General features: G+C 38.7%; 20 protein-coding genes. 14 read left to right on the top strand and 6 right to left on the bottom strand.

The window, feature by feature from the left end; all coding sequences use genetic code 11:
• Positions 1–63 precede the first annotated feature (63 nt).
• The 5 genes from tpx (at position 64) to JN080_RS03810 (ending at position 4710) form a co-directional block, all read left to right on the top strand.
• A complete protein-coding gene (tpx, locus tag JN080_RS03830; protein WP_256234584.1) occupies positions 64–564 on the top strand; it encodes a thiol peroxidase in 501 nt (166 codons plus the stop codon).
• A 120-nt stretch (positions 565–684) separates the two neighbouring features.
• Entirely contained in the window at positions 685–1668 is a 984-nt protein-coding gene (locus tag JN080_RS03825) for a class I SAM-dependent methyltransferase (protein WP_256234583.1), read from the top strand.
• 204 nt (positions 1669–1872) lie between these two features.
• On the top strand, positions 1873–3066 hold the full coding sequence (locus tag JN080_RS03820; RefSeq protein ID WP_256234582.1) for an acetate kinase: 1194 nt from the start codon (positions 1873–1875) through the stop codon (positions 3064–3066).
• A gap of 289 nt (positions 3067–3355) precedes the next feature.
• A complete protein-coding gene (locus JN080_RS03815; protein WP_256234580.1) occupies positions 3356–4198 on the top strand; it encodes an EcsC family protein in 843 nt (280 codons plus the stop codon).
• Positions 4198–4710, top strand: a complete 513-nt coding sequence (locus tag JN080_RS03810) for a MogA/MoaB family molybdenum cofactor biosynthesis protein (RefSeq protein WP_256234579.1) — start codon at positions 4198–4200, stop codon at positions 4708–4710. The genes JN080_RS03815 and JN080_RS03810 overlap by 1 nt, the downstream gene beginning before the upstream one ends.
• Before the next feature lie 50 nt (positions 4711–4760).
• Here the strand turns inward: JN080_RS03810 and JN080_RS03805 are convergent, their stop codons facing one another.
• Both JN080_RS03805 and JN080_RS03800 read right to left on the bottom strand, forming a co-directional pair.
• Positions 4761–5081: a hypothetical protein gene (locus JN080_RS03805; RefSeq protein ID WP_256234578.1), complete on the bottom strand. Its 321-nt coding sequence runs from the start codon at positions 5079–5081 to the stop codon at positions 4761–4763.
• Positions 5082–5345: 264 nt separating this feature from the next.
• Entirely contained in the window at positions 5346–5792 is a 447-nt protein-coding gene (locus JN080_RS03800; protein WP_256234577.1) for a universal stress protein, read from the bottom strand.
• Positions 5793–5894: 102 nt separating this feature from the next.
• Between JN080_RS03800 and JN080_RS03795 the strand changes: the two genes are divergently transcribed.
• Both JN080_RS03795 and ald read left to right on the top strand, forming a co-directional pair.
• On the top strand, positions 5895–6059 hold the full coding sequence (locus JN080_RS03795; protein ID WP_256234576.1) for a hypothetical protein: 165 nt from the start codon (positions 5895–5897) through the stop codon (positions 6057–6059).
• A 352-nt stretch (positions 6060–6411) separates the two neighbouring features.
• Positions 6412–7524 carry an alanine dehydrogenase gene (ald, locus tag JN080_RS03790; protein ID WP_256234575.1) on the top strand — a complete coding sequence of 371 codons (1113 nt, stop codon included), beginning with the start codon at positions 6412–6414 and terminating at the stop codon, positions 7522–7524.
• 47 nt (positions 7525–7571) lie between these two features.
• On the opposite strand, the gene JN080_RS03785 is transcribed toward ald, so the two are convergent.
• Positions 7572–8669: a M24 family metallopeptidase gene (locus JN080_RS03785; protein WP_256234574.1), complete on the bottom strand. Its 1098-nt coding sequence runs from the start codon at positions 8667–8669 to the stop codon at positions 7572–7574.
• Between the two features lie 210 nt (positions 8670–8879).
• Between JN080_RS03785 and JN080_RS03780 the strand changes: the two genes are divergently transcribed.
• The 3 genes from JN080_RS03780 to JN080_RS03770 all read left to right on the top strand — a co-directional run bounded on the left by JN080_RS03780 (position 8880) and on the right by JN080_RS03770 (position 11333).
• Positions 8880–9560 carry a metal-dependent hydrolase gene (locus tag JN080_RS03780; RefSeq protein WP_256234573.1) on the top strand — a complete coding sequence of 227 codons (681 nt, stop codon included), beginning with the start codon at positions 8880–8882 and terminating at the stop codon, positions 9558–9560.
• A 77-nt stretch (positions 9561–9637) separates the two neighbouring features.
• A complete protein-coding gene (locus JN080_RS03775) occupies positions 9638–9883 on the top strand; it encodes a hypothetical protein (RefSeq protein WP_256234572.1) in 246 nt (81 codons plus the stop codon).
• Positions 9884–10013: 130 nt separating this feature from the next.
• Entirely contained in the window at positions 10014–11333 is a 1320-nt protein-coding gene (locus JN080_RS03770; RefSeq protein WP_256234571.1) for a CBS domain-containing protein, read from the top strand.
• Between the two features lie 100 nt (positions 11334–11433).
• On the opposite strand, the gene JN080_RS03765 is transcribed toward JN080_RS03770, so the two are convergent.
• A complete protein-coding gene (locus JN080_RS03765; RefSeq protein ID WP_256234570.1) occupies positions 11434–11736 on the bottom strand; it encodes a YtpI family protein in 303 nt (100 codons plus the stop codon).
• Between the two features lie 90 nt (positions 11737–11826).
• Between JN080_RS03765 and JN080_RS03760 the strand changes: the two genes are divergently transcribed.
• On the top strand, positions 11827–12768 hold the full coding sequence (locus JN080_RS03760; RefSeq protein ID WP_256234569.1) for a DHH family phosphoesterase: 942 nt from the start codon (positions 11827–11829) through the stop codon (positions 12766–12768).
• 38 nt (positions 12769–12806) lie between these two features.
• Here the strand turns inward: JN080_RS03760 and ytrI are convergent, their stop codons facing one another.
• A complete protein-coding gene (ytrI, locus tag JN080_RS03755; protein ID WP_256234568.1) occupies positions 12807–13310 on the bottom strand; it encodes a sporulation membrane protein YtrI in 504 nt (167 codons plus the stop codon).
• Entirely contained in the window at positions 13307–13645 is a 339-nt protein-coding gene (gene ytrH, locus JN080_RS03750; protein ID WP_256234567.1) for a sporulation membrane protein YtrH, read from the bottom strand. Before ytrH ends, ytrI begins: the two co-directional genes overlap by 4 nt.
• 264 nt (positions 13646–13909) lie before the next feature.
• On the opposite strand from ytrH, the gene dnaE reads away from it, so the two are divergent.
• The 3 genes from dnaE (at position 13910) to JN080_RS03735 (ending at position 18795) form a co-directional block, all read left to right on the top strand.
• Positions 13910–17275 carry a DNA polymerase III subunit alpha gene (gene dnaE, locus JN080_RS03745; RefSeq protein ID WP_256234704.1) on the top strand — a complete coding sequence of 1122 codons (3366 nt, stop codon included), beginning with the start codon at positions 13910–13912 and terminating at the stop codon, positions 17273–17275.
• A 120-nt stretch (positions 17276–17395) separates the two neighbouring features.
• Positions 17396–18634 (top strand): NADP-dependent malic enzyme, encoded by a 1239-nt coding sequence (gene ystJ / locus JN080_RS03740; protein WP_256234566.1) that lies wholly within the window; start codon positions 17396–17398, stop codon positions 18632–18634.
• Positions 18635–18642: 8 nt separating this feature from the next.
• Complete coding sequence (locus tag JN080_RS03735; protein ID WP_309144651.1) at positions 18643–18795, top strand: GntR family transcriptional regulator; 153 nt, start codon at positions 18643–18645, stop codon at positions 18793–18795.
• Positions 18796–18805 lie beyond the last annotated feature (10 nt).

The raw sequence follows: 18805 nt of genomic DNA, 5'->3' as shown, positions 1-18805 counted from the left end.
GCAAAAAAAATATCAAAAAGTTATATTTAAAATGTACATAAGATTCGAGGAGGATGGATAAAAATGGCAAATGTTACATTTATCAACAAACCAGTAACACTACTAGGTAATGAAATAAAAGTAGGAGATAAGGCTCCGAATTTTACTGTTTTAGCAAATGACTTAACAGAAGTAACACTTAACGATACAAAAGGACAAGTACGATTAATTAGTGTTGTTCCTTCACTCGATACTGGTGTTTGTGATGCACAAACACGTCGTTTTAATGAAGAAGCTTCTAATTTAGGAAACGTTAAAATTTTGACAATTAGTGTCGATCTTCCATTTGCACAAAAACGCTGGTGTGGAGCAGCCGGAGTTGAAAATGTTCAAACTTTATCTGACCACCGTGACCTTTCCTTTGGTGAAGCATATGGGGTTGCAATGCAAGAATTAAGATTATTAGCACGTGCAATATTTGTCGTTGATTCCAATGATACTGTGACATATGTTGAATATGTCAGCGAAGGGACTAACCACCCTAATTATGAAGCAGCACTTGAAGCTGCTAAAAGCGCAAAGTAAAAAAACAAATTAAAAGGACCTCGCCACTGGCGAGGCCTTTTTAAATAGTAAATAATTTAGACTTGTGAAAGTAATCGAGACTCGTTAAAATGAATAGAGAAATTTAGGAGGAGGAAGAAAATGAACATTTCTCCAGTAGAAGAGCTTTTTACGATATTTAATGAGACGGCAATTGTTCTCCAGGAAGAATTGTCTTGTACATATCTTGAAGCATTGGCTGAAACAGGTGAAAATCTTTTTCAGAGTTCCATTCTTCAAGATGAGTTAAGTGAACTTACCGTTAAAAGACTTAAGAAACAATATGAACAAATAAATTTAGAAGGATTTTCAAAAGAGGAAATCCGTAAAGCGTTTCAATTAGTCATCTTAAAAGGAATGAAGGAAAGTATTCAGCCAAATCACCAGATGACTCCAGATGCAGTGGGAATGCTGGTTGGATATCTAGTTGGTAAATTCCTTCAGCAGCAAAAGCAATTTCGAATCCTAGACCCTGCAGTAGGCACCGGCAATTTGCTAACAACTGTTTTGAATCAGCAATTTCAAAAGGATATTGAGTCAATTGGAGTAGAGCTTGATGATATCTTAATAAAACTAGCTTATGTCAATGCCAATTTACAAGAACACTCTGTCCGCTTCTTTCATCAGGATAGCCTTGAGCAATTATTTATTGATCCTGTTGATGTTGTCGTTAGTGATCTTCCAGTTGGTTATTATCCCAATGACCAGAGAGCTGCAGATTATCAACTAAAAGCTAAAGAAGGTCATACTTATTCACATCACTTGTTTATAGAGCAGAGTGTCAAACATACCATGCCAGGTGGATACCTTTTTTTCATTATTCCAAATGGGTTGTTTGAAAGTGAACAAAGCCAGTTGCTTCATGAGTACATAAAGGAGAATCTTGTTATTCAGGGGTTGCTTCAATTGCCAATCAGCATGTTTAAAAATAAAAATGCAGCGAAAAGTATAGTGATCATGCAAAAAAATGGAGAAAATGTTCGACCTCCAAAGCAAGCTTTGCTTGCAAAGTTACCTAGTTTGTCAAGCGCCGCCGTAACAGAAAGAATCGTAAGACAAATTGATGAATGGTTTAAAGAAAGATAAATATTATAAATTGCTAATTATTATAAATATCTGAATATAATTATATTTAAATGAAAGGGCTATTATTTCAAACTCCTTCTTGAAATGTTCCAAATACAGTGATTTAATGAAACATTGAAGGGAAATATTTGGTGTCGGATTGTGCAAGATAAAATAGAAAAAGCACGACTGATGTTGAAATGTAAAAGAAGGAGCGGTCGAAAAATGGCGAAAATTATCGCGATCAATGCTGGAAGTTCTTCATTGAAGTTTCAATTATTTGAAATGCCGAGTGAAGATGTAATTACAAAAGGATTAATTGAGCGGATTGGTTTAAATGACTCTATTTTTACTATTACTGTAAATGGAGAAAAAATAAAGGAAACATCGGATATTCCAAATCATGAAGTAGCAGTAAAATTGCTGCTGGATAAGCTGACTACTTTGGGAATTATAAAATCTCTTGATGAAATTAATGGGGTTGGTCACCGGGTTGTACACGGAGGAGAATTATTTAATGACTCTGTGATTATAACAGATAAAGTTTTAGAGCAAATTGAAGGGTTATCAGAATTAGCTCCATTACATAACCCGGCAAACGTGACAGGGATCAAGGCATTTCATCGTGTATTGCCTAATGTTCCAGCAATTGCTGTATTTGATACAGCATTCCATCAGACCATGCCAGAAAGTTCTTTTCTTTACAGTCTTCCATACGAGTATTATGAAAAATATGGAATCCGTAAGTATGGTTTCCATGGCACATCACATAAATATGTTTCACAGCGTGCTGCAGAGCTATTAGGTCGTCCGCTGGAACACCTGCGTTTAATTTCCTGCCACTTAGGAAATGGTGCCAGTATTGCTGCTATTGAAGGCGGAAGGTCGATTGACACCTCGATGGGCTTTACACCACTTGCCGGAGTAACCATGGGTACACGTTCCGGTAACATTGACCCTGCCTTAATACCGTATATCATGGAAAAAACAGGCATGACTGCTGAAGAAGTTTTAGATGTATTAAATAAAAAGAGTGGAATGCTCGCACTTTCTGGTTTTTCAAGTGATCTTCGTGATATTGAAGAAGCAGCCACCAAGGGGGATGACCGTTCCCAATTGGCCTTAAATGTTTTTGCAAGCAAGATTCATAAGTATATCGGATCCTATGCTGCCCGGATGTACGGCGTAGATGCGATCATTTTTACGGCTGGTATTGGTGAAAATAGTGATACGATTAGAGAAAGAATATTAAAAGGGCTTGAATTTATGGGTGTATATTTTGATCCTGCTCTTAATAAAACAAGAGGGGAAGAAGCATTCATTAATTACCCTCATTCACCTGTCAAGGTTATCGTTATCCCTACAAATGAAGAAGTTATGATTGCCCGTGACGTACTTCGTTTAGCAAACGTAAAATAATGAAGAAAAGCGTAAGCGCCAGTTTAGCGACGACAGGACTGGAGCCCACCGACTGAGATAAAGGAAACACGAAGAGCGTCAGCGCATTCGTGCTTGACTTATCGGGAGGTGGGTGAAGTTCACTAGTCACTGGGCGCTGGAGCTAGACAGTTATCAAAGCTTAAACTGTTTATTTATCTTTAGTCAAAAGACAAAAGTCCCTCTCAGGGACTTTTGTCTTTTTTCGTCTTACTATTTGTTATGATATACTAAGAAAAATAATTCGATTAATAATTAGGAGGTGGTAATTGTGCCATTGACAGACCGAGAGAAGATAACTCTGAAGGGGATTCGGGATTGGGAAAAAAAACTGCTGGCTTATGAACCCAATGATTTTCAATTATTGTATGAAAAATACGTAGAACGTTCTTTCTCATTACTTCCTGATTCGATTCAAAAACAGTTTTTTTCTGTGGTCGATGGATGGCTGTTCCATTTACACGCAATGATCCAAGGATCGCAATTGCAAATGGAAGTAAAGGAACGGATCTTATCAGCAGGAAGAATATTTGCTAATGATATTGAATCAATTGAAGAGTTAAAGAACTTGAAAATTGAGCAATTGCAATATATTGCTGAGCAGCAAATCGCGAGACATCGCTTTTACTCCTTTGCTCAAGGAGGTTTAACCGGAACGGGAGGAGCATTGCTCATTGGTATGGATCTACCCGCGATTGCGATCATCAATTTAAGAGTGGTGCAATTAATCGCAATGACATACGGATTTGAAGTAAATACGCCATATGAAATGATGACCTCTCTAAAAATCTTCCATATTGCTTTACTCCCAACCAGAGTTCAAAAAGCTGGCTGGCAAACTTTAATGAACGAATTAAATGTGACTCATAATCATTATTTTTATGAGGGAAGTGAACAGGTAACAGATATTACTTGGACCCGGCAGCCTTTGCAACAAATTTTTAAAGCAATGATGATCATCTTCTTTAGAAAAAAGTTGATTCAAGGTATCCCACTTGTTAGCATGGCAATTGGTGCAGCTGCGAATTATCAACTAACGAGAAAGGTAACAGAATTTGCTCATAATTTTTATCAACTTCGTTACCTTCGAGAAAAAGAGGAGAAGATGGATTAATGAGTACACATGAACATAAGAAACAGGCAGTTAAAATTGTTGGTTGTAAGATTATTACAGTTAGCGACACTAGAGACAAGGAGACTGACAAAAGCGGAAAGTTAATGATTGAACTTTTGGAACAGGCAGGACATAAGATAATAGATTACATAATTGTAAAAGACGAATCAGCTTCAATCGGAGACGAAATTATCAAAGGCTGTACCAATGAAGACATCGATGTAATCCTGACCAATGGAGGAACAGGAATAGCCAAGAGGGATGTAACCATCGAGACGGTTCAAAACCTCCTTGAAAAGGAAATGGTTGGTTTTGGTGAGCTGTTTAGAATGCTTAGTTATCAAGAAGATATTGGCTCCAGTGCCATCCTATCAAGAGCAATTGCCGGTGTTGTAAAGAACAAAGCTATATTTTCAACGCCTGGTTCAACAGGGGCGGTAAAGCTTGCAATGAATAAACTTATCCTCCCAGAAATCGGACACGTGGTTAGAGAATTGAAGAAAGACCTGTAAAAATAAAAAAAAGCTCCTCTTGTGTTAAAAGAGTGAGCTTTTTTTAATTACTATTGTAATACTTTGTCTGAAATTTCTTGGTTTTCACGATATAGAATCCACAAATCATTGATAATGGATGCGTGTTCTGCAATTTCGGCGTTTAATTCACAAGAGCGATGGAAATCATTTTCTTCTGAGAGCTGGGCCTGCTTAATGTTGATAGTATGTTCGAGGTCTGCGATACGGTCAGGGATGGACCCGCGGATTAATTCCCAATGGTACAGTATAGAATGTTGTGTGTCCATTTCCATACTGTAATAGTGCCATCCTAAATCCATGTTTGGAATATGGATGCCTAAGCGATCGTCGAAATAAAAGAATTCTTTCATTTTTCTAATACCTCCTACTATATTATTTTTGTTCATTGTATCACATAACCTCAATATGGGATAGAAGTATTTTCTCAATTTGGTATAGATCTTTTTGTTTAGTTCTCAAATTGGTATAGGTTTTTGGGAAAAAGAGGATATCTCCAAAAGTCTGCTCCCGAGTTCAGAAACAATATATAGCAAAAGAATGTACGGGCATTTGCTGTATACCGTATGAAGGGGTGCCCCTGGAGACATCCTCTTTAGATGTATAATATATGTCTATTAATCCTTTTCTGTCCGGATCACCAGAACATCACAAGGAGCGTATCTGGTGATATGCTCTGAAACACTGCCAATGAAAAATCTTTCAACTGCGTTAAGACCAGTTGCACCGCAAATAATTAAATCACAGTTGTTCTTTTTAGCAATATCTTTTGGAATTCTTACTTTAGGGGAGCCAAATTCAATGACATAATCAACATCGGTAACACCTGCATTAACAGCTGTTTTTTGATAGTTTTCAAGCAATTCTGATGCAAATTTGTCCGCTCTTTCTGCAATGGTTCGATCGTAAGCTTCAACTGTCGCAAACGTTCTTGTATCAATGACATGAGTTAATAAAAGCTTTGCATTATTTCTCTTGGCAATGTCAATTGCTTTTTTAAAAGCCCACTCTGCTTCCTGTGAACCGTCAATTGCAACTAATATATTCTTATACTCAAGTCCCATTGTCATCTCCTCCTTACCACAATTATACAATACTTCAAATGAATAAGTGTATCAATTTATCGAACAATAAGAAAGAATTTTATTTGGAAAGGGGATAGAAGGTTGACAAAAAGTGAACCGAAAAGGCCATCCGCGTTACTCTATGATGAGAAAGGGACAAGTGTGGTTAACGAACAAATTCAAAATGTTTATAACAGCGGGTCGATCAATAAACAGGGATTGCACGCGGATTTATATGGACCAAAGGGAACTGAAACCAAAATGTAAGATTATAATTAAGTTGTGGCTGTCCATCAATGGGCAGTTTTTTTGTATAAGATCTAGAACACGAACTATGAAATTTCAGGTTTAAGGCCAATCACCCAAGAGTTCCAATTTTAAATTGCATATTCTTTAGGGAAAATATAATTTAAAATGAGGAGGACAAAATATGCCATAATGAAATGTCAATGATGCCTGTTCAACAGCAGCAGGTTTATAATCCAAATGATACACGAATATTTCGTCCATTCGGCCTTGGCTTTCGCCCGTGGGGCTTTGGATTTGGCTCTCCTTTTTTGGGTTATCCATTTTGTAAAAATAATTCATGTCGGATCCAATAGATATAGGAGGTTTTTTTATGCGCATTGGGGTACCTAAAGAAAAAAAAAATAATGAAAATCGAGTGGCAATGACGCCGGCAGGGGTTGTCAATCTATTGAACTTCGGTCATGAAGTATTTATTGAAAAAGGGGCTGGCATCGGTTCTGGTTTTTCCGATGGGGAATATACTGCATCTGGAGCAAAATTGGTCGATACAGCTGCAGAAGCTTGGTCGATGGAAATGGTCATGAAGGTTAAGGAGCCACTGTCAAGTGAATATAGATATTTCCGTGAAGACTTAACTTTATTTACATATTTACATTTAGCCGCTGAGCCTGTGCTAACGAAAGCGTTATTGGATCATAAAGTTGTAACGATTGCTTATGAAACAGTGCAATTACAAAATGGTTCACTTCCTCTTTTAACTCCTATGAGTGAGGTCGCAGGGAGAATGGCTCCACAAGTAGGCGCACAATTTTTAGAAAAGGTTAACGGTGGAAAAGGGATTCTTCTTTCCGGAGTTCCAGGTGTCGGGCGGGGAAAGGTGACCATTATTGGCGGTGGTGTTGCAGGAACAAATGCAGCCAAAATCGCTATTGGTTTAGGAGCGAAGGTTAATCTTATCGACTTGAATCCCGAACGACTTCGTCATTTGGACGATATTTTTGGCTCGGATATTACCACGCTCATGTCTAATCCTTATACTATTTCAGAAGCAGTTAAAGAATCTGATCTGGTTATTGGTGCCGTGCTTATTCCGGGTGCCAAGGCACCTAAGCTTGTAACTGAAGAAATGGTTAAATCTATGAAACCTGGGAGCGTAGTTGTCGATATTGCAATTGATCAAGGTGGTATCTTTGAAACAACAGATCGGATTACAACCCACGATAATCCCACTTATGAAAAACACGGTGTGGTTCATTATGCTGTAGCTAATATGCCTGGTGCAGTTCCACGCACCTCAACGATCGCCTTAACGAACGTTACAGTTCCTTATGCGATTCAAATTGCAAATAAAGGGTATAAACAAGCATCCCTTGAAAATGAAGCGTTGCTAAAAGGAATAAACACACTTGACGGTTTTATCACCTATGAAGCAGTTGCCCAAGCTCACGGACTTACCTATTCCAATCCTAAATCGCTACTTTAAAATGGTTAAATGAATAAGGGTCCGGAATTTCTCGGACCCTAATGTTGCTATTTAATAACTTGCAATTCTTTCGGGAATTTCGTTAATACTTTGACACCATCAGCTGTAACATAAACATCGTCTTCAATTCTTACACCAGCAACCTCTGGAACGTAGATTCCGGGCTCAATGGTGTATACCATACCTTCTTCAATAACCAGTTGATTTGTTTCTGTCATTGACGGAAACTCATGAACGCTAATTCCAAGACCATGCCCCAAACGATGAGGAAAATAGTCCCCATAGCCAGCCTCAGAAATAACATTGCGGGCAGCAAGGTCAACTTTTGCAGCAGTAGCTCCCGGTTTACTTGCTGCTATTCCAGCAAGCTGGGCTTTTAAAACAGTATCATATATTTCTTTTTGTTTATCGTTAATATCCCCGTAGGCAACTGTTCTGGTGATATCCGAACAGTAGCGGTCGACAACCACTCCTAAATCAAATAAAACAAGATCGCCTTTTTGAATTTTGGTTAAACCAGGTGTGCCGTGTGGAGAAGCAGCGTTCGCACCAGTCAGAACCATCGTTGCAAACGACATTTCCTTTACCCCTTTTTTCTTTAAGGCAAATTCAATGGCCGAAAGAATCTCCAATTCCGTTTTCCCTGCTTTTATTTCACCAACACCGACTTCAACAGCATAATCTGCTAGTGCACATGCCTCTTCGATTGTTTTTAATTCGTTGTTATCTTTAATCATCCGCAGCTTTCTTAATTTTTCCTCGGCAGAAACAAAAGTACTGTTTGGAAATAACTTTGACAGCTCTTCATACCGTTCGACAATCATATGTTCCTTTTCAATTGCCACGTTTTTTACGTTTTTAATTCGGTTATTTATTCCCTTTTCAATAAGCTCCCATGGGTGATCGATATCGCTGTAGCCAATAATTTCATTATCCCAGCCGGAACTTTTGGCACTATACTTTTCCATAGCGGGACAAACGAGAAATGGTTCTTCTTCTTGAAAAACGGCTAAAGCAAGCAGACGTTCATGTGGGTCACTATAAAAACCGCTTAAATAAAAAACATTTTCAGAAGAAGTGATTAAGCTGATTTGCACATCGTTTTTTATCATCCATGCTTGCAGTTTTTTTAATCGTTGATTCATTTTTGTTTAGCCTCCTAAAAATTAAATCCACTTTCGAGAGTAGCAATATTAAGTAAAAAAGTAAATATAATGAGCCGGTATGCCAAAGGTAAACAGCAACAAAAGAGTAATTTTTTGAAAAAGTTCTAATAAATTGGCTATGATAAAGAAGGAAATCTAAGAATTATTAAAGAAAATAAACTACAAACCAACTTATAGGAGGAGAATAACATGAAAGTATCTTATCACGGCCATTCTATTGTTAAAATTGAATCAAATGGAAAAACAATAGTAATTGATCCTTTTATTACCGGAAACCGTTTGACGGACCTTACCGTTGCCGATGTTCATCCAGATGTTATTATCCTAACGCATGGCCATGGGGACCATTTAGGTGACACAATTGAATTGGCTAAAAAAAGTGGAGCACTTGTTGTAGGACTAGCGGAAATTGCAACCTATTTAGGCTGGAAGGGACTTAACACGCATGGAATGAACATAGGTGGTGCCTATAAGTTTGACTTTGGTACAGTCAAATTCACACCTGCTTTTCATAGCTCCGGGTTTATGACAGATCAACAGGAAATCATTTACTTAGGGATGCCAGCAGGAGTTCTTTTTATGAATGAAGGCAAAACCATCTATCACGCAGGCGATACTTCTCTCTTTTCGGATATGAAATTGATTGGCGAGCGTCATCCTGTTGATGTTGCATTCCTGCCAATAGGCGATAACTTTACGATGGGACCGGAGGATGCAGCATATGCTGCAAAGCTCATCAATGCGAAAACAGTGGTTCCAATACATTACAATACGTTCCCGCCGATTAAACAGGATCCGAACAAATTTATTCAACTGCTTGAAAATAAAAATGGAAGAATTCTCAAGCCGGGTGAATCTTTAGAGCTGTAAATGTTTTGTAAGTTGCCGACTTTTTTTCCTTCTAAATGCATAAAGATAATACAAAAAAGTATTTAGGGGGAAAGATCATGCAAAGGAACAGATATATACTTTGTCTTTTAGTTTGTGGCCTCATGCTTTACTATGCGGTACCGCGTCTTCATTTATCGGCACCTGGAGTGGAGGGAATCTTTGCTTCGGCTTGGCTCCTTTTTGCTCTTTTTGTCATTGCAGGTAATCTTACGGGGATCCTTTATTATCCGAAAAGACAAGCAAGACGAAAAAACAGACCGCTTTCACGAAATAATCGCGGGAAATCACGTAATTATCAATAAATAGCTTAAAGCGTCCACATTTGTTAAAGATCGTTTATTGAATCAAGACCTGTTAAACTTTATAATTAGATTAAGATTATCTGTTTTATGCTAGGAGCAGTGGGAATTTAAATTATAAAGGGTGAAGGTCTTGGCTACAAAGCATGAACAAATTTTACAACACATCGATGAACTGCCAATCGGCGAAAAAATATCAGTGCGTCAAATCGCTAAGGCAATGAACGTGAGTGAAGGAACTGCCTATCGGGCGATAAAAGACGCGGAAAACAAGGGATATGTAAGCACAATTGAAAGAGTTGGGACAATCCGAATTGAACGTAAAAAGAAAGAAAATATCGAAAAGCTTACATTTGCCGAGATAGTTAACATCGTGGACGGACAAGTTTTAGGAGGCCGGGCCGGATTACATAAAACCCTCAATAAATTTGTCATTGGGGCAATGAAGCTTGAGGCAATGATGCGATATACAGAAGCAGGGAATCTTTTGATTGTTGGAAACCGGACAAATGCCCATGAACTTGCCTTAAAAGCAGGTGCAGCTGTTTTAATCACTGGTGGCTTTGATGCAGAAGAACATGTGAAAAGGTTAGCTGATAGTCTTCAGATGCCAGTTATTTCAACCAGCTATGATACGTTTACGGTTGCAACCATGATTAACCGAGCTATTTATGACCAACTAATTAAAAAAGAGATCATTTTAGTTGAGGATATCCTAACACCATTAGCTGACACACGTTATTTACAAACAACTGATCGAACATCACAATGGCATGAATTTAATCAAGAAACGATGCATAGCCGTTATCCAGTTGTCGATCAAAATATGAAGATTCAAGGGATGATAACCGCAAAGGATATTGTCGGTCATAGCCCAGATTTGCCGATTGATAAAGTAATGACGAAAAACCCGATGACCGTAAGTGGCAAGACGAGTGTTGCTTCGGCAGCACATATGATGGTTTGGGAAGGGATCGAACTTCTTCCTGTTGCAGATGACTCGAACCGTCTTGAAGGAATTATCAGCAGGCAGGATGTGTTAAAGGCGCTGCAAATGATTCAGCGCCAGCCGCAGGTTGGGGAAACGCTTGACGATATTGTTACCAACCAAATGATTTTGATGCGGGGAAAAACAAAAGGCGACGATGTATTCACCTGTGAGGTTACACCGCAAATGACCAACCATATTGGAACCATTTCATATGGGGTATTTACCACACTTGTAGCAGAAGCAGCAAACCGGGTTTTACGAGGCTATAAAAAAGGTGATCTTGTTGTTGAAAATATGACTATCTATTTTCTTAAACCGGTTCAAATGGAGAGTGTTTTAGAAATATATCCGAAAATATTGGAAGTTGGACGTAAGTTTGGAAAAGTAGATGTAGAGGTTTTTAACGAAGGAATTCTAGTGGGTAAAGCAATGATGATGTGCCAATTGATTGATAGGCACTAAGCGCAGAGCTGGACAATTCTCAAAGTCAAGACTGATTACTTTCTTAAATCTTTTACAAAAGGCCGCTTCCTAACTTAATGGAGAAGCGGCTGTTTTTTTGTTATTCTTCTATATGTTCTGCTTCCTTTTCTGCATATGGCAAGTAATATTTATATGCCTTTACTCCCGATAGGGCGCTTAAACCTCCCATGAGGATAAAAATAGCTGCAACAATATAGGTGATCATGGTATGGTAAAGAAATAATTGGTTAATCCCAAACAGACAGACGAAAAGACCAAGGGCAATCCTAGATTTCGATGATAGCCATTTCTTTTCAGCAGGACGATTGCTGCGCACGTATTTTATTTTATAAAATAAATAAAAAGTAAAGAAAATTACGATCAAAACTACAAGTACTGGCATTTTAGGTTCCTCCAAGTTTCAGAAATCTCTTTTATTTTAACTTTATTGAATGTAAAATGCTAGAACAAGCTTAATGGAAGGGAGTTCAACATGAAAGAAAAAATATTAGATGCTATAAAAGCATATGAAACAATCATTGTTCATCGTCATATCCGGCCAGATCCTGATGCATATGGCTCACAATGCGGATTAGTTGAGGTATTGAAAGAATCATTTCCTGAAAAGAAGGTCTATGCTGTTGGCCAAGAAGATCCGTCCTTGTATTTTTTACGGAGAGTTGATCAGATTGCTGATGAGGTATACAAAGGGGCACTTGTCATCGTTTGTGATACAGCCAATCAGGATAGAATCAGCGACGACCGTTATAAAATGGGTGATAAATTAATCAAAATCGACCATCATCCAAATGAAGATCCCTATGGAGACCTACTTTGGGTGGATACCGATGCAAGCTCAGTCAGCGAAATGATCTATGAGTTTTATTTATTTGGTAAAGAAAAAGGACTAAAAATGAATGATGCGGCAGCACGGCTTTTATATGCTGGCATTGTCGGGGATACTGGAAGATTTCTGTTTCCAAGTACAACGGAAAAGACGTTTGCTTATGCAGGAGAATTGATTCATTATCAATTTTCACGAACGGAAGTTTATGACAAGATGTACGAGCAAAAGCTGAATCTTGTAAAGCTAAATGGTTACGTTCTGCAAAATTTTGAAATCCATCAGCATGGTGTTGCATCGATGGTTCTTCCGAAGAAGCTGCTATCAGAATATGATGCCACTGCTTCTGAAGCATCGTCACTGGTGGGGTCCTTAGGGGATGTGGCCGGAATGAAAGCTTGGGTCTTCTTTATTGAGGAAGATAAACAAATCCGGGTGCGCTTACGTTCAAAAGGTCCAGTTATAAATGAAGTGGCTAGAATGTTTAATGGCGGCGGTCATCCACTTGCTTCCGGCGCAACCATTTATTCTTGGGATGAAGTAGAAAAAGTCGTCAAAGAACTTGAAAAAGTATGTAAGGATGAAATCTAATAAGTTAACACGTAGAAGAATCGGTTGAACCGATTCTTCTATTTTTCAAAATGAATCTCCAATTGGATCGAAAGAGTCGTATAGATGATCATTTCTTTTACTTCAAGTTTATAGCTCTTCCCGTTTAGTTTAACGATTTTATTTTCGATTATTTTCTTTATTAAATCCTTGCCTTTATAGACTGTCTCAAGATCTTTTGCAGTCATCATGCCAATGTCCTCTTTTACTGAGTCCTCTACTTGAAAGATACTAAATGAATCCAGATTATATTTTTCCCAATTGGTTATTTTAACACTTATTGTTTGAACGGTAAGTTGCTCAATGTTTCGCTTGTTCATGGCCTTATATTCTTCCTGCCAAATTTTTATATCATTTTTCAAGTCAGCAATGGTTTCTTTTTGCTCGCGAATAAGCATCGTATGCTTCTCCTGCCAAGTACCAAAAATAAATAAAAAAATACACCAGCTGATTGCTCCTCCAATCGCCGCTCCCGCAAAAAAACGCTGCCAAGAAGGTTTTCTATACAATGGAGGGATTCTCATGATGAAAGATACTCCTGCGTAAGCCAATTGATAATTAGGGCACCAGTCTGGGCTCCACCTAATGCGGAAAGAATTAAAAACAATTGCTTCACAAGATCTTTGGTTGCTCCATCGAAAAGGCCTTTTTCAAAGCTATAGACTGCATCAAATGTTCCGCCGATTGCTGCAACGATTGCCCAAATTCGCAGGAGTGTAGACAAGCGGTATACGGCTGTTAACAGTGGTTGTCCAGTTAAAAAAGAGGCAAGACCCCCAATAAGTGACCCTCCGAGTAAAACACCTAAGGCAATAAAATAACTTTCAATAAACGCTGGAAAAAAACCTATTTCCTTCATACTTCTAACCACCTTACATTCATTCAAAGCCTATTACCATCATATGACATATTCAGGCGAATATGTTTTAGATTATGTTGCAAAAAAATGAGAACATATTTTCTTTTTTTCGAATGAAGCACTATAATAAAGAAGAGCGAAAGCGTTCGTTGGGAGCTGGCCGACTAAAAGCGCCGCCTTCCTAGCGGGTACGTCAGCACTGGGACTCCTGTGTGCCGGAGCTAGACAATGAAAGAAAGAAATGCTTTTAAGGGTGTGAAACCAATGTCTTTTATTCACCTGCAGCTGTATAGCGCCTACAGTCTATTAACAAGTACCATTTCATTAAGTGGTTTAATCGAAAAAGCGAAGAGCAAAGGCTTCGATACACTGGCTCTGACCGATAGAAATGTGATGTACGGGACAGTTGAGTTTTATAAATTATGCAAAAAAAATCAAATAAAGCCGATCTTGGGTTTAACTGTTGACGTTCAAAGTGAAAATACTGAAGCAGTTTCGTACCCGCTTGTACTTCTTGCCGAAGATGACATGGGTTTTAAAAATCTTTTGAAAATTTCAAGTGCTGTTCAAACAAGGGCAGAAAAATGTATACCGGTTAAGTGGATTAAGCATTATTCGCAAGGACTCATTGCGCTTACTCCCGGGCAAGAAGGGGAAATAGAGCAAAATTTGCTTGCTGGTAAAGACCAAATAGCAAAGGAGCTTATACAAAAGTTTACCGGAATCTTTGGGAAAGAAAATTTCTTTCTGTCGATACAAAACCATGGCTTAGACCAAGAGGAAATGGTTCGCGATAAATTGATATTGTTAGCTAAGGAAATGAATATTCCGTTTGCAGCAACAAATCATGTCTATTTTTTGGAAAAAGAGGATATGTTCGCTCATGAATGTTTATTGGCAATAAAAAATGGAGATAAATTACAAGACGAACATAGAGAGAAACTTGGTAGTGACCAATACTATTTAAAATCTGCTGCTGAAATGACCGAATGCCTCGCTGATTTTCCAGAGGCATTAGAGAATACAGTCAGAATCGGAAATCGCTGCCAGGTGAATATTGAATTGAATAAAACCTATTTGCCTAAATATCCAGTTGAAAATGGCAAACCGGCAGATCAATTTTTAGAGGACCTATGCATGGAGGGTCTAAACAGACGCTTTACTAGTCCGACAAACGTTTATTATGAACGTCTTCATTATGAACTTGATGTTATCAAGAAGATGAAGTTTAGTGATTATTTTCTAATTGTCTGGGATTTTATAAAGTATGCGCGGGAGCAGGGAATTTTAATAGGACCTGGCAGAGGATCTGCAGCAGGCTCTTTAGTTGCTTATGTGTTGAACATTACTGATGTTGACCCTATTGAACACCAGCTATTATTTGAGCGCTTTTTAAATCCGGAACGCGTGACCATGCCTGATATTGACACTGATTTTCCGGATACCCGCCGCGATGAGGTCATTAAATATGTTGCAAGTAAATATGGAGAGCTGCATGTTGCTCAAATTGTAACATTTGGGACAATGGCGGCAAAAGCTGCTTTAAGGGATGTGGGAAGAGTATTTGGGCTTAATACAAAAGAGCTTGAGCAATTATCCAGGCTGGTTCCCTCCCGGTTGGGTATAAATCTTTCAGCTGCTTATAAAGAATCCAGTCAGCTTCAAGCCTATGTCGCAGAAAATGCAATTAATCAGCGTCTATTTAACACAGCCCTAAAGCTTGAAGGGCTGCCACGTCATACATCTACACACGCTGCTGGAGTGGTGTTCAGTGAAAAGCCGCTTGTCGAGCTTATTCCGATTCAAGCAGGACATAATAATGTATATTTGACTCAATATTCAATGGAGTACCTTGAGGAACTGGGCTTATTAAAAATGGACTTTCTTGGGCTAAGAAATCTCACACTAATCGATACGATTTTAAACTCCATTTACCGTAATACCCGGGAGAAACTAAAACTAAACTCGATACCTCTGAATGACCAAGCTGTATATGAAGTGCTGTCAAAAGGTGAGACGACAGGTATCTTTCAACTTGAATCAGAAGGGATGAAAAAAGTTTTAATGAGGCTTAAGCCAACATGCTTTGAAGATATTGTGGCTGTTAATGCCCTTTACCGTCCAGGTCCAATGGAAAATATTCCTCTTTTTATCGACCGCAAACACGGGCGTCAACCTGTTATCTATCCACATCCAGATTTGAAGATGATTTTGGAAAATACCTACGGTGTTATTGTTTACCAGGAACAAATTATGCAGATCGCCTCTCAAATGGCTGGATTTTCACTTGGGGAAGCTGATTTGTTACGACGCGCTGTTTCAAAAAAGAAAAAAGAAGTACTTGATATGGAAAGAGACCATTTTGTTCAGGGAGCATTAAATAAAGGCTATGATGCACCACTGGCAAATACTATATACGATTTAATTGTCCGCTTTGCTAATTATGGATTTAATCGCAGTCACGCTGTTGCTTACAGTATGATTGCTTATCAGCTTGCCTACCTTAAGGTGAACTATCCCGTGTATTTTATGGCAGGGCTTTTGTCATCAGTGATCGGTAATGAATCCAAAATTGCTCAATATATTCAAGAATCAAAACAAATGGGGATTAAGATCCTCCCTCCCTCTATTAATCACAGTGGGTTTTCGTTCCTGGTTGAGAAAGAGAGCATCCGTTACAGCCTCGCAGCTATTCGAGGGGTTGGGGCTTTGGCGCTAAAGGAGATTTTTCGGGCAAGGAAGGTAAAACGATTCGCTGATCTATTTGATTTTTGTGTTAGAGTGACCTCTAAGGCAGTAAATAGGAAATCACTTGAAGCTCTTGTTCATTCCGGAAGTTTCGATGAATTTGGAGAAGACCGTGCTGTACTCTTAGCCAGCTTGGATGTAGCCATTGAACATGCTCAATTAGTAAAGCCAAGCGATTCTGTTCAATTCGATTTATTTGCTGAAGAAGAATTTTTTCCAAAGCCAAAATATGTTCAGGTTGATGCAATCAGGCCCGAGGATAAGCTGTTTCTTGAAAAAGGAGTCTTAGGAATTTATCTTTCAGACCATCCTGTTTCAACCTATGAAAAGGAACTCAAACAACGAAGGGCAAAGAAATTAAGTGATTTTACGGTTGGAAATGCCAGAGGAGCAGTCGGGGTTTATATCACATCCGTAAAAAAAATCCGCACAAAAAAAGGCGAAGCAATGGCTTTTCTATCTGTAAGTGATGAAAGTGGAGAGTTAGAAGCAGTTATCTTTCCAGAAACGTATAAAAAGTGCCCCCAGTTGATTGTTCAAGGCAACTTAATCGTCATAGAAGGAAAAGCGGAGGAACGTTCGGGAAAACTTCAATTCAACATTCAAAAAGCAGCAGCGTTCGAAACTTGGTTTAAAACAACCGAAATCAAGCAAGCCATTTTGTATTTAAAAGTAGAAAAGGAAAAACAAGAGTCGGCCTTCTTGCAGCAATTAAATCTATTACTAAAGAAGTATAAGGGTGAAACAGGTGTTGTTTTACATTATGAAGGTACAAATAAGACTGTTCGACTTGACCAGGATAGCAGTGTTGCTCCGAGTACAGAATTAATGGGCCAATTAAAATTCCTCCTTGGTTCTAGTAATGTCATCCTAAGAGATTAGACCTTTACAACTCTTTATTATGTGATATAGTGGAAGATGTGATTAGTGTGGTCTGACCACCATATATAGGTTATATCATTTAAACAACTTCTTGAAAAAATTCTAAGGAGTGAGGCAAACATGACCTTACGCGAAGAAGCATTACATATGCACAGAGAAAACAAGGGGAAATTAGAAACAAAATCCAAAGTACAGGTCAAAAATGCCAAGGATTTAAGCCTTGCTTACTCACCGGGTGTGGCAGAACCGTGTAAAGATATTTATGAAAGCCCAGAAAAAGTTTATGATTACACGATGAAGGGGAATATGGTTGCCATCGTTTCGGACGGAACAGCTGTCCTTGGACTTGGTAATATTGGCCCGGAAGCAGCACTTCCTGTCATGGAAGGAAAGGCAGTCCTATTTAAAAGCTTCGCAGGTGTTGATGCTTTTCCAATTTGTTTAAACACAACTGACGTTGAAAAGATTATTGAAACAGTCAAATTATTAGAACCTAATTTCGGCGGAGTAAATCTTGAAGATATAGCTGCGCCAAATTGTTTCGTGATAGAAGAGCGCTTAAAAAAAGAAGCGAATATTCCTGTTTTTCATGATGATCAGCATGGAACAGCAATTGTAACGGTTGCAGGTCTAGTAAATGCTTTAAAGCTAGTCGGCAAAAAAATGAACGAAATAAAAGTCGTCGCAAACGGTGCCGGTGCAGCTGGAATTGCAATTATTAAACTTTTATACAGTTATGGCGTACGGGATATTATTATGTGTGATACAAAAGGTGCTATCTATGAGGGAAGACCCAAAGGGATGAACGCGGTTAAGACTGAAGTGGCTAAATTTACAAACCGGGACAACATAAAAGGAACTCTTGAGGATGTTATTAAGGGGGCTGATGTCTTTATAGGTGTTTCTGCTGAAGGTTCCTTGACAAAAGAAATGGTTACAACAATGAACTCTAATTCGATCATTTTTGCAATGGCTAATCCTAATCCGGAAATCATGCCGGACTTAGCTAAAGAAGCAGGTGCAATGGTGGTTGGAACCGGACGCTCTGATTTTCCTAACCAGGTGAACAATGTTCTTGCGTTTCCAGGAATCTTTCGAGGAGCTCTCGATGTCCGGGCTACACATATAAATGAAAAAATGAAAGTAGCAGCAGTCGAAGCGATTGCAGGGTTAATTCAAGAAGATGAACTAAATGCAGATTACGTCATTCCGGGGCCATTTGACCCCCGTGTTGCTCCGGCTGTTGCCGCAGCGGTCGCCAAAGCAGCAATGGAAACAGGTGTAGCACGTTTGAAGGTGGACCCAGAAGAAATAAAAGAAAAGACACAAAGGCTCGCCATCATTGATAAAAGTGAGTAATTCAGTAAGTGATAGGTTCAAAAGTATATAGTGAGATTGTTAAGCAGCTAAGAGAAATGATCACTGCTGGTGGCTTAGAGTTGGGAGATAAAACTCCTTCAGAACGAGAATTCACTGAGCGCCTGAATGTCGGGCGCTCTTCCGTTCGTCGAAGAATATAGGTTATAATAA

This window comes from Bacillus sp. EB600 (assembly GCF_024494385.1).
GTDB lineage: Bacteria > Bacillota > Bacilli > Bacillales > Cytobacillaceae > JAEVLT01.
Note: the sequence above shows the minus strand (reverse complement) of the source record. Positions and strands in the feature narration are given on the sequence as shown.

Excerpts from the sequence above, each read along its gene's own strand:
- JN080_RS03800 (WP_256234577.1), bottom strand. The coding sequence starts at position 5,792 with ATGGGACTTGAGTATAAGAATATATTAGTTGCAATTGACGGTTCACAG.
- ystJ (WP_256234566.1), top strand. The coding sequence starts at position 17,396 with ATGACCTTACGCGAAGAAGCATTACATATGCACAGAGAAAACAAGGGG.
- JN080_RS03820 (WP_256234582.1), top strand. The coding sequence starts at position 1,873 with ATGGCGAAAATTATCGCGATCAATGCTGGAAGTTCTTCATTGAAGTTT.
- JN080_RS03775 (WP_256234572.1), top strand. The coding sequence starts at position 9,638 with ATGCAAAGGAACAGATATATACTTTGTCTTTTAGTTTGTGGCCTCATG.
- JN080_RS03825 (WP_256234583.1), top strand. The coding sequence starts at position 685 with ATGAACATTTCTCCAGTAGAAGAGCTTTTTACGATATTTAATGAGACG.
- JN080_RS03780 (WP_256234573.1), top strand. The coding sequence starts at position 8,880 with ATGAAAGTATCTTATCACGGCCATTCTATTGTTAAAATTGAATCAAAT.
- ytrI (WP_256234568.1), bottom strand. The coding sequence starts at position 13,310 with ATGAGAATCCCTCCATTGTATAGAAAACCTTCTTGGCAGCGTTTTTTT.
- ytrH (WP_256234567.1), bottom strand. The coding sequence starts at position 13,645 with ATGAAGGAAATAGGTTTTTTTCCAGCGTTTATTGAAAGTTATTTTATT.
- JN080_RS03785 (WP_256234574.1), bottom strand. The coding sequence starts at position 8,669 with ATGAATCAACGATTAAAAAAACTGCAAGCATGGATGATAAAAAACGAT.
- JN080_RS03805 (WP_256234578.1), bottom strand. The coding sequence starts at position 5,081 with ATGAAAGAATTCTTTTATTTCGACGATCGCTTAGGCATCCATATTCCA.
- JN080_RS03765 (WP_256234570.1), bottom strand. The coding sequence starts at position 11,736 with ATGCCAGTACTTGTAGTTTTGATCGTAATTTTCTTTACTTTTTATTTA.
- JN080_RS03810 (WP_256234579.1), top strand. The coding sequence starts at position 4,198 with ATGAGTACACATGAACATAAGAAACAGGCAGTTAAAATTGTTGGTTGT.
- dnaE (WP_256234704.1), top strand. The coding sequence starts at position 13,910 with ATGTCTTTTATTCACCTGCAGCTGTATAGCGCCTACAGTCTATTAACA.
- ald (WP_256234575.1), top strand. The coding sequence starts at position 6,412 with ATGCGCATTGGGGTACCTAAAGAAAAAAAAAATAATGAAAATCGAGTG.
- JN080_RS03760 (WP_256234569.1), top strand. The coding sequence starts at position 11,827 with ATGAAAGAAAAAATATTAGATGCTATAAAAGCATATGAAACAATCATT.
- tpx (WP_256234584.1), top strand. The coding sequence starts at position 64 with ATGGCAAATGTTACATTTATCAACAAACCAGTAACACTACTAGGTAAT.